We start from the raw sequence: 10,124 nt of genomic DNA on the forward strand, positions 1-10,124 counted from the left end.
ATCGGCCAGCCGCGCGGACGGCTCAGCGTGATCGGCCTGGGCCAGGCCCTGGCGGATGCGCTCGGGCAGTTGCGTGTCCACCAGGGTGACATGGGCGAGGACGACGCGCGGATGAATGCGCAGCTCGTTCTGCGCGATGCCCTCGGCCCTGGCGTCGATGCGCAGGGTATGCGCGGCATCGTCGGCCAGTGGCAGGTCCAGCTCGTCCAGCCAGGGCGCGTCGCCCTCGATGCGCAGGGTGTCGCCGCCCAGCAGGTCGGAGACGAAGCGCTTGCCCTGTTCAATGTCCGCCAGCGCATAGCCCGGCGGCGGGTCGAGCAGGCAGGCGCCGAAGCGCAGCTCGCCGCTGGTGGTGATTGCTGGCGCAACGTCCAATGCGGCGGCGATCTCGCGGGCCATGCGGTTCACCCCGCCCAGCCCGCCGAGCAGCGGCACCACGGCGCTGCCGTCTTCGGCGACAGCCAGCACTGGCGGCTCCGCGCCTTTCTCGATGAGCAGCGGCGCAAGGGTGCGAATGACGATGCCGGCAGCGCACAGGGCGATGATCGGGGTGTCGTCGCGGTACAGCTGGCGCAGGGTATCGCCGAAATTCGCGTAGGACTCATCGGCGCCTTCGACGCGGTCCTTCAGCCCCAGTACACGCGCCTGTGGATAAATACCCTGCAGGCGTCGTGCAGTGGCCAGCGCACCCTGGCCGAGAATGACGATGGCAGCACGCATCAGCCGTTCCACCGTTGGCCGGGGATGACGATCATCGAGAAATACGGCGAGGCCATCGGATCGACGTCGTCCAGCGCGACGATGCGCTGCTCGCGCATGGTCGCGCGCTCGACGTAGTGGGCGCCGCCGTCGCGGCCCAGCTCGCGCAGCACACGGCGGACCTTGTCGAAATTGCGCCCGAGCTTCATCACCACCGCCGCATCGGCGTCAGCCAGACGGCGCTTGAGCTCGTCTTCCGGCAACACGCCAGACAGCACCGACAGGCTCTGGTTGCGGTACACCAGCGGCACGCCGAGCACCGCCGCGCTGCCGAGCATCGAGCAGACGCCGGGTACGACTTGGGTGTCATACCGGTCCGAAAGACGGTCATGCAGGTACATGTAGGAGCCGTAGAAGAACGGGTCGCCCTCGCAGATCACCGCCACGTCACGGCCGGCGTCCAAGTGCATCGCCACCTGCTCGGCGGCTGTGTCGTAGAAGTCGCTGATCACGCCTTCATAGGTCAGCGGCGGCTCCAGCTTTTCGGTGGTCACCGGGTAGACCAGCGCCAGGCGTTGCTGCTCATCGAGCAGGTGCTGCTCGATGATGGCGAAGGCGTTGCCGCCCTGGCCTGCGTGGTGCTTGGCCTTCGCCACGAAATAGCCGATCACCGGGGCGGCGCGCAGCAGACGCAGGGCCTTGAGGGTCAGCAGTTCCGGGTCGCCAGGGCCGACGCCCAGGCCGATGAGACGGCCGGTCATCACTCCACCTCCGTGGCCAGGGCGTTTACCGCCGCGGCTGCCATCGCGCTGCCGCCACGGCGACCGCGCACGATCACGTAGGGCACGCCGCGGCTGTCGGCGGCGAGGGCGTCCTTGGATTCCATGGCACCGACGAAGCCCACCGGGAAGCCGAGGATCAGCGCCGGTTTCGGTGCGCCGGCGTCGAGCATTTCCAGCAGGTAGAAGAGTGCGGTCGGCGCGTTGCCGATCACCACCACGCTGCCTTCCAGGTGCTCGCGCCAGTGCTCCAGAGCCACTGCCGAGCGGGTGTTGCCCAGCTCGCGGGCGAGCTCCGGGACGTCCGGGTCATTCAGCGTGCAGATCACCGGGTTATGCGCCGGCAGGCGCGCGCGGGTGATGCCCTCGGCGACCATCCGCGCATCGCAGAGGATCGGCGCGCCGGCGGCCAGCGCCGCCCGGCCGATGGCCCCGGCGCCGGCGGAGAAGCGCAGGTCCTGCACGACGTCGACCATGCCGCAGGCATGGATCACCCGCACGGCGAGTTTCTCGAGGTCCGCGGGGATGTGGGACAGGTCGGCTTCGGCGCGAATGGTGGCGAAGGACTGGCGATAGATCGCCTGGCCGTCGCGGATGTAATCAAGCATCAAGGGGGGCTCCGGGTGCGGCCAGCAGGTCGCCGGCGGCCTCGAGGGAAAGGTTGCGCGCCAGCGGCTGGCCGAAGCCGGCCACGCCATCGGCGCGACGGAACAGGTCATAGCGGCCGTCGGCAACGGCCAGCAGGGTGTAGGGCGCGACGTGGGCGGCGGCGCAGGAGCGCGGGCAGCCACACAGGTGCACGCCAGGCGGTGGCGCGTGGCGCAGGCGTTCGGCCAGCCGCAGGGCATCGGCCTTGGTATCGGCCAGCCCGCGTGAGCAACCGCTGGAGCCGCTGCACGCGACAAGGCGAGACAGCGGCTGCGCGGCGTCAATCACCAGGCCGAGGTTGGCCAGGGCGCCGATCACGACGGCGGCATCGGTTTGTGCCACGTTGGGAAGGATCAGACTTTGCCAGGGTGTCAGACGCAGCTGTCCGCCGCTGAAGCGCTCGGCGAGATCGGCGAGACCGAACAGGGTAGTGCTGTCGAACCGTCCGAGGACGAATCCTGCACCGACCATGGTGCGTTCCGGCTGGCGCTGGGGCTGAATCCCGAGATGACCGAAAGCGTTCGGAGCAGGACGTCGCCAGTTATCCACAACCGGCCCGAGTTGCAGCTCGAAGGGCAGGCGTTGCTGCAGGCGCTCCAGCAGTACATTGTCGCCGAGCATCTCGCGCAGGTGGCGCATGCGCGTCTGGCCGTCACCGGCAAGATCGAGGAACAGGTGCAGCAGGGTTTCCACCAGCAGCGGTACCTGCCCGGAGAACACGGCGGCTAATGCGGGGCGATCGGCCTCGCGCTGCGGTGGGCAACCGGCCAGGCCGAAGGCGAACAGCGGCGCCGCATCGTTGGACGTGGCCGACAGCCAGAGATCGTTGGGGTGCTCCAGCATCGCCAGCGCTTCGCCGCCGTCCAGCTGGATGCCGAACTTGGGCGACAGGCCATGGAAGCGCGGGGTGCGCTCCAGCAGGTCGAGCAATTGGCCGGCCAGCGGGCTCGCGTCGAAAGCGTTGTGCGCATCCAGGCCCAGCGCCGGGCTTACCAGCAGGTTGCGCACGTCGTCCGCCGCCAGTTCACGCGGGCCAAGGCCGGCGGCCAGCAGCTCGCGGCTCAGCGCACCTTCGGTGCCGGCATGCACGCCGCGAATCTGCAGGTTGGCGCGGTTGGTCGCTTCCAGTACGCCGTCGGCATGCCGCTCAGCGGCCAGGGCGATGGCGCGGGCGGCGCTGGCGTCGAGTTGTCCACAGGGCAGCTTGATGCGGCAGATGCCGCCGTCGCGGGAGGCCACGATGCGCAGCAGGCCGGGACAGGCATGCGGGCGGACGGGCAGGGCTGAGGAATCTTGCACAGTGGTCACCAGGGCTGGGTCGCGGTGACCTGCGAATCCCCAAAGGGGACTTCACGACACCGATACACCCCGCTCGATGTCTGCACACGCGACTGGTTTCGTCGGCAGGTCTCCTGGCTGGCAGGTCCTAATCCAGCGCGGCCTTCCCGGTTGCCCAGTGGCCTGGACGGCAACACGGAACCTCTCTCGTGTCGCCGCATTGCGCGGACTCGCTGCTTACAGTTGCGGGGGCAGCCACGGCTTAACCGTGTTCCCTCTTCGGCTCTGAGAAACCTCACCGCAAAAGGCGAAGCGTCCTACGAGCACCGACGAAGCGGGTATTATGCCTGCTTTGCCCGAAGGCAGGAAAAGCCTGCCCGTCGGATCGATCGTCGCACCCTGAGGACATTTCATGACGCCCTGGCTGACCATCGTCGGCATCGGCGAGGACGGCTATGCCGGCCTCGGCAAGGCCGCGCGCCGCGCCCTGCTCGCTGCCAGCGAAGTGATCGGCGCGCCGCGCCAGCTGGAGCTGCTGCCGCATTGCCTGGGCGCCCGTCGCCAGGCCTGGCCGAGCCCGTTCAGTCTGGAACCGGTGTTGCGCCGGCGCGGCGAGCCGACCTGCGTGCTGGCCAGCGGCGACCCGATGCTGTTCGGCGTCGGCGCGAGCCTCGCCCGTCAGATCCCGTCCGAGGAAATGCTCGTGCTTTGCGCGCCGTCTTCCGCCTCGCTCGCCGCCGCACGGATGGGTTGGGCATTGCAGGACTGCACACTGCTGTCGCTGGTGGCGCGCCCATTGGCCGCGCTCAATGCGCAGATCCACGACGGCGCGAAGCTGCTGGTCCTCAGTAACGATGGCAGCAGCCCGGCGGCTATTGCCGCGCTGCTGCGCGAGCGGGGTTTCGGCGCGAGTCGCCTCAGCGTGCTGGAGCACCTGGGCGGCGAGGCGGAGCGCCGCATCGACGGACTGGCCAGCGACTGGTCGCTGAGCGAGGCTGCTGCCTTGAACCTTGTCGCGGTGCACTGTGTGGCCGGCGTCGACGCGGTTCGCCTGCCGTTGACGACCGGCCTGTCGGACGAGTCCTACCGACATGACGGTCAACTGACCAAGCGCGATGTGCGCGCCGTGACGCTGGCACGGCTGGCGCCCAGGCCCGGGGAATTGTTGTGGGACGTCGGCGCCGGCTGCGGTTCCATCGGTATCGAATGGATGCGCGCGCATCCGACCTGCCGCACGCTGGCCATCGAAGCCAACGAAGGGCGCCAGGAGCATATCCGTTTCAACCGCGACGCCCTCGGCGTGCCGGCGCTGCAACTGGTCTGCGGCGCCGCGCCGGAAGCCTTGCAGGGGCTGGAGCGCCCCGACGCGATCTTCATCGGCGGCGGCGTGACCCTGCCCGGCGTGTTCGAGCAATGCTGGGAGCAACTCAAGCCCGGCGGCCGCCTGGTGGCCAACGCGGTCACCCTGCAGAGCGAGTCCATGTTGCTGAGCTGGCGCGCCCGCATCGGCGGCGAGCTGACCCGCCTGTCGGTATCCCAGGCCCAGCCGCTGGGCGGCTTCGATACCTGGCGCGCGGCGTTGCCGATCACTCTGCTGGAAGTCTGGAAGGAATGACCGGCTCCATTCGGTTCGGCGGGACTCAATGGCAACCGTCAACTCGTAACAGCATGGGTATCGCTCCGCTCCACCCATCCTACGATGCGTTCTGTCATGCGTGACGAGACTGCCGAAGAACCCCGCCCGCTGCGCAGTGGCTACACCACCGGCAGCTGCGCCACCGCCACCAGCCTCGCAGCGGCGCGCCTGCTGCTCACCGGTGAAGCGCTGGACGCTGCGCAGATCGCCCTGCCGAAGGAGCGCACCGCGACCCTGCGCCTGGAGTTCTGCCGGCTCACTGCCGATGGCGCCGAAGCCGGCACGTTGAAGGATGCCGGCGACGACCCGGACGTCACCCACGGTGCTCTGGTTTTCGCCCGCGTCGCCCTGAGCGATGAGCCCGGTGTGCGCTTCCACGCTGGAGAAGGCGTTGGCACCGTCACCAGGCCCGGGCTGGTGCTCGCGGTGGGCGAGCCGGCGATCAACCCGGTGCCGCGCCAGATGATGCAGGGCAACCTCGCTGCGCTGGCGGCCGAGTGCGGCTATGCCGGCGGCTTCGATGTCACGATCAATGTCGAGGGCGGCGCCGAGCTGGCGCTCAAGACCATGAACCCGCGCCTGGGCATCCTCGGCGGCCTGTCGATCCTTGGCACCACCGGCATCGTCCGGCCGTTCTCCTGCTCGGCCTACATCGCCTCGATCCAGCAGGGCATCGACGTCGCCCTTGCCAACGGCTTCCGCCACCTGGCTGCCTGCACCGGCAATGCCAGCGAGGACGCCATGCGCCGTCGCTATGGCTTCGACGACACCGCGCTGATCGAGATGGGCGACTTCGCTGGCGCCGCGCTCAAGCACCTGCGCAAGGTGCCGGTGGAGCGCTTCAGCCTCTGCGGCGGTTTCGGCAAGATCAGCAAGCTCGCCGCCGGCCACATGGACCTGCACAGCCGCCACTCCAGCATCGACCTGCCGCAGCTCGCCGAGTGGGCGGCGGAGATTGGCGCGTCGGGCGAGCTGCAGCAACGCATGCGTGAAGCCAACACCAGCCAGCAGGCGCTGGCGCTTTGCCGCGCCGAGGGCGTTGCGCTGGGCGATGCCGTCTGCGCCCGTGCACTGGCCTTTGCCCGGCGCATCGTGCCCGCTGCAGTGACGCTGGAAGTCTTCGCCATCGACCGCCAGGGCAACCTGGTGGGCGAGGCGCTGGAGGGGTGATGAAACGTGTCCTGCTGCTGGGAGGCATCGGCGAGGCCCTGGCCATTGCGCGCCGCCTTGGCCCGCAACACCTGTACAGCCTTGCCGGCCTCGGCAAGGTGCCGGACGACCTCGCCTGTGAACTGCGTGTTGGCGGTTACGGCGGCGCCGAAGGCCTTGCGGAGTTCATCCGCGAACGCGGTTTCGACCTGCTGCTCGACGCGACCCATCCCTACGCCGCGCAGATCAGCGCCAACGCCGCGCGTGCTGCGCAGCTGGCTGGCGTACCTTGCTGGGCGTTGCGGCGTCCAGGCTGGCAGGCCGGGGCCGGCGACGACTGGCGCGAGGTGGCCGGCTGGCCGGAGCTGATCTCGGCACTGAATGACTTTCGCCGCCCGCTGTTCACCATGGGGCGTGAGCCACTGGAGCACCTCGAAGAAATTCCCGCCCACCAGCACTGGACCGTGCGCTGCCTGCAAAGCCTGCCCGGCAATGCGCGCGCCGAAGTGCTGGGTGCGCGCGGACCGTTCACCCTGGAGGGCGAGCGCGAGCTGTTCAGCCGCTTGGGCACTGACGTGCTGGTGAGCAAGAACAGCGGCAGCCAGGCCACCGAGCCGAAGCTGCAGGTCGCCCGCGAGCGCGGTGTGCCGGTGCTGATCCTGGCGCGGCCTGCGTTGCCGGCAGTGGATCGGGAGTTCGACAGCGTGGAGTCGCTCTGGTCGGAGCTGGAGCCCTGTCTTTCGTAGGAGCGAGCTTGCTCGCGAACCGTCGTGTCGCCCCTGATTGCATCAACGCAGGGCGGCTCTTCCGCCACTGCGCTCCCCGGACGGTTCCATTGAACGACCCGGCTCGGCAGTGTTCACAGCTTCGTAGTGCTTCGCGAGCAAGCTCGCTCCTACGAAAGTCGTCGCCATGCTTCTCCGGCGCCCCGCCAGTCACTATGCTGGGCGCCGGTTTTCACAGGGAGTGACACCATGCTGCGAATCCTCGGCCGCGCTTCATCGATCAACGTGCGCAAGGTGCTCTGGACCTGCGCCGAGCTGAACCTGCCCTACGAGCGGGAAGATTGGGGTACGGGCTTCCGCTCCACCGCCTCGGCGGAGTTCATCGCGCTCAATCCCAATGCCATGGTCCCGGTCCTCATCGACGGCGACTTCGTGCTCTGGGAGTCCAACGCCATCTGCGGCTACCTCGCCACCCAGTATCCGCTGGACGAGCTGCTGCCCAGCTCACCGCGCGAGCGTGCTCTGGTCGAACAATGGATGGGTTGGCAGGCCACCGAGCTGAACAGCGCCTGGCGCTACGTGTTCTCGGCCAGGGTACGCAACAGCCCGAGCCACACCGACGAATCCGCCATCGCCCTGAGCGAGGCGCAGTGGAACCACTGCATGTCCCTGCTGGATCGCCAACTGGCGCACACGGGCGCGTTCGTCACCGGCGCCTGCTTCAGCCTCGCCGATGTCGTGCTCGGCCTGTCGGTGAACCGCTGGTACCTGACGCCCATGCAGCGTCCGGAACTGCCGGCGGTGGCGGCCTACTACGAGCGGCTGAGCGAGCGGCCGGGGTTCCTGTTGCATGGGCGCAATGGGGAGCCTTGATTCGGGATGTCTCGGTGCGGCGAATGACCGTCCCTCCAGCCCTGGCTGAGCGCGCCGCTCAAAGGGAGAGGGAGCCGTCCGGCGTAAAGTGTTTTATGGGTGTCAGCCGGCTTCTGCCGGATTGGTGCATCGCGCAGGACAGTCCCCTCTCCCTCTGGGAGAGGGCCAGTGTGAGGGGCTCTCAGTGAGTCTCCCCTGACACTTCACCAATCTGCCGATAGTCCGCCCCAAGCTCTTCCGCCAGCTTCCTGGCCCTGCCCAGTCGCACGGCTCCGCCCTCTATATCCACCAGCACCGTCGGGCAGTTCAGCGGCTGCAGCGTCGGCCAGTCGCGCAGGCGGCCGTCGGTCAGCACCAGCAGGCGCCGGTGTTCGCCCGGCTTCTGGCGCTGGCGCCGGTCCAGCCATTCGCGGGCTTGCTCGAGTGCCTCGACCAGCGGGGTGCCGCCGCCGGCGCAAATCCGCGCTGGTTGTGGCAAGGGCAGAAGGCTTCGAGTCAATTGCAGGAGTGGCTCGAGCAACTGGGCGCCGGCGAGCTGGCCGGGTCGAGGGTTGGCATCCGCGCCTGGGGCCGGGCGCGGGCGGATGCTCAGGGCTTTTTTGGCCAGCCCGTCAGTTGCCGGCGTTCGCCCATGGCGACGCTTTGCGCGGGCAGTTCGCCCCATTGGCCTTCGCCGTTGGAGGGATTGGACGGTGCCTGCGGTTGGCTGGAAGACGACTGCGGCGGCGTGCTCGATTGCGCTGGCGGGTGACGACGGCGATGGGCGAGGGCGAAGTGCTCGACCGCATCGATATCCTGCGCCTCGATGGCGTTGGCGCCGCGCCAGGCGGCATGCGCGCGGGCGGCACGCAGCCAGACGAGGTCGGCGCGCAGGCCATCGACGCCGGCGGCGTGGCAGCGCTCGGCGATGGTCTCCAGGGCGGCATCGTCCAGCGGGATCGCGGCCAGCTGCTGGCGCGCCTCGCCGCAGCGTTGTTGCAGGGCCTGTTGCGCATCCAGCCATTGCGCGAGGAACGCCTGCGGATCGGCATCGAAGGCCAGCCGGCGGCGGACGATCTCGGCGCGCTCGGTCGGCGCGGGTGCACCTTCCAGCTGCACCTTGAGGCCGAAACGGTCCAGCAGTTGCGGGCGCAGCTCGCCTTCCTCGGGGTTCATCGTGCCGATCAGCACGAAGCGCGCCGGGTGGCTGTGGGACAGGCCGTCGCGCTCGATCAGGTTGACCCCGCTGGCGGCCACGTCGAGCAGCAGGTCGACGAGGTGGTCGGGCAGCAGGTTCACTTCATCCACATAGAGCACGCCGCCGTGGGCATGGGCCAGCACGCCGGGGGAGAACTGCGCGCGGCCTTCGCCCAGCGCCGCGTCCAGGTCGAGGGTGCCGACGATGCGTTCCTCGCTGGCGCCCAGCGGCAGGGTGACGAAGCGCCCGCCGTCCAGCAGGTCGGCGACGCCGCGCGCCAGGGTGGACTTGGCCATGCCGCGCGGCCCTTCGATCAGCACGCCGCCGATGGCCGGGTCGATGGCCGCCAGGCACAGGGCCAGTTTCAGCTCATCGGCGCCGACGACGGCGGCCAGTGGGAAATGGGGAAGGGCGCTCATGGGGATTTCCTGCGGATTTCGTCCGTGCATGGTAGCGAACCGGGTGCAGGAGGTGCGACCAATGTCCATCGCAGCGATAGATTCAAGTCATTGATCGACGCTGCGCGATGCAGTACCTTGGCTCCACTTCCACGGAGAACATCATGCCGTCCAGCCTGTCCATCCAGTCCCTCGCCCGCCTCGGTGCCATCGGCTCCGTGGCTGCTCGCGCGCAGGTCCTGGCCGCTGCTGCCGGCTATTTCTTCTATGGGTATTGGTTTAGCCAAAGGCGCGCCTGATACCCCACAGGCGCCCTAGCAAGCAGGGTCGCCAACCAGAGAGATTCTTCAAACCCCGGTCGGCAACCCGACCGGGGTTTTTGTTTTTCCGGCCCACAAGGCCAACGCATTGCCAACCAATTGAATCGGGCCAAACGCCCGGACAGAGGATCGACACATGACCGCCTACACCACTGACTACCGCTATTACCGCAACTCCGACTGGCGATTTAGCAGCGCGCTGCGTGCCACCCAACGAGCCTTGCCACGAACACTTAGATAGAGCGCCGAGCGCGGATAGACCACCGCGCCGGCCAAGGATGCCAGTCAGATGAACGCTTCCACCTCCGCCCTGATCCGCCCCGAACACGCAGCCTCCGCCGAAGTCCTCGACCTCCCGCTGCCCTCCGCGCGCCGCCGCGAACAGCCGCTGCCGAGCCCCGCGGAACTGCGCCAGCGCCTGCCGCTGTCCGCCGCCATGGCC

At 68.7% G+C, this 10,124-nt stretch carries 10 protein-coding genes, 1 pseudogene and 1 riboswitch; of the genes and pseudogenes, 5 read left to right on the forward strand and 6 right to left on the reverse strand.

Features of this window, described 5'->3' with window-relative positions:
• The 4 genes and pseudogenes from ACCC94_RS24035 to cobG form a co-directional block, all read right to left on the reverse strand.
• A pseudogene (locus ACCC94_RS24035) lies at positions 1–720 on the reverse strand (precorrin-3B C(17)-methyltransferase); the annotation flags it as partial.
• Positions 720–1,460, reverse strand: a complete 741-nt coding sequence (locus tag ACCC94_RS24040; RefSeq protein ID WP_413352113.1) for a precorrin-2 C(20)-methyltransferase — start codon at positions 1,458–1,460, stop codon at positions 720–722. The pseudogene ACCC94_RS24035 and the gene ACCC94_RS24040, both read right to left, overlap by 1 nt.
• Positions 1,460–2,086 (reverse strand): precorrin-8X methylmutase, encoded by a 627-nt coding sequence (locus ACCC94_RS24045; RefSeq protein WP_413352114.1) that lies wholly within the window; start codon positions 2,084–2,086, stop codon positions 1,460–1,462. Before ACCC94_RS24045 ends, ACCC94_RS24040 begins: the two co-directional genes overlap by 1 nt.
• The gene (gene cobG, locus ACCC94_RS24050; RefSeq protein WP_413352115.1) at positions 2,079–3,425 is read right to left on the reverse strand and encodes a precorrin-3B synthase; all 1,347 of its coding nucleotides are present in this window, start codon (positions 3,423–3,425) and stop codon (positions 2,079–2,081) included. Before cobG ends, ACCC94_RS24045 begins: the two co-directional genes overlap by 8 nt.
• Positions 3,426–3,510: 85 nt before the next feature.
• Positions 3,511–3,750: riboswitch (cobalamin riboswitch) on the reverse strand.
• A 66-nt stretch (positions 3,751–3,816) separates the two neighbouring features.
• Between cobG and cbiE the strand changes: the two genes are divergently transcribed.
• From cbiE to ACCC94_RS24070, 4 genes are all read left to right on the forward strand, one after another.
• Positions 3,817–5,019 (forward strand): precorrin-6y C5,15-methyltransferase (decarboxylating) subunit CbiE, encoded by a 1,203-nt coding sequence (gene cbiE, locus ACCC94_RS24055; protein ID WP_413352116.1) that lies wholly within the window; start codon positions 3,817–3,819, stop codon positions 5,017–5,019.
• 96 nt (positions 5,020–5,115) lie between these two features.
• The gene (locus ACCC94_RS24060; RefSeq protein WP_413352117.1) at positions 5,116–6,210 is read left to right on the forward strand and encodes a cobalt-precorrin-5B (C(1))-methyltransferase; all 1,095 of its coding nucleotides are present in this window, start codon (positions 5,116–5,118) and stop codon (positions 6,208–6,210) included.
• Positions 6,210–6,935, forward strand: a complete 726-nt coding sequence (locus tag ACCC94_RS24065; RefSeq protein WP_413352118.1) for a cobalt-precorrin-6A reductase — start codon at positions 6,210–6,212, stop codon at positions 6,933–6,935. The genes ACCC94_RS24060 and ACCC94_RS24065 overlap by 1 nt, the downstream gene beginning before the upstream one ends.
• Positions 6,936–7,163: 228 nt before the next feature.
• Complete coding sequence (locus tag ACCC94_RS24070; protein WP_413352120.1) at positions 7,164–7,787, forward strand: glutathione S-transferase family protein; 624 nt, start codon at positions 7,164–7,166, stop codon at positions 7,785–7,787.
• A gap of 181 nt (positions 7,788–7,968) precedes the next feature.
• On the opposite strand, the gene ACCC94_RS24075 is transcribed toward ACCC94_RS24070, so the two are convergent.
• Positions 7,969–8,451: a magnesium chelatase gene (locus ACCC94_RS24075; RefSeq protein WP_413352121.1), complete on the reverse strand. Its 483-nt coding sequence runs from the start codon at positions 8,449–8,451 to the stop codon at positions 7,969–7,971.
• Positions 8,376–9,383: an ATP-binding protein gene (locus tag ACCC94_RS24080; RefSeq protein WP_413352123.1), complete on the reverse strand. Its 1,008-nt coding sequence runs from the start codon at positions 9,381–9,383 to the stop codon at positions 8,376–8,378. Before ACCC94_RS24080 ends, ACCC94_RS24075 begins: the two co-directional genes overlap by 76 nt.
• A gap of 143 nt (positions 9,384–9,526) precedes the next feature.
• On the opposite strand from ACCC94_RS24080, the gene ACCC94_RS24085 reads away from it, so the two are divergent.
• Positions 9,527–9,661, forward strand: a complete 135-nt coding sequence (locus ACCC94_RS24085) for a hypothetical protein (RefSeq protein WP_263864894.1) — start codon at positions 9,527–9,529, stop codon at positions 9,659–9,661.
• Positions 9,662–10,124 lie beyond the last annotated feature (463 nt).

Origin of the sequence: Pseudomonas sp. Pseusp97, from assembly GCF_047304025.1 — a bacterium.
Classification (GTDB): Bacteria; Pseudomonadota; Gammaproteobacteria; order Pseudomonadales; family Pseudomonadaceae; genus Pseudomonas.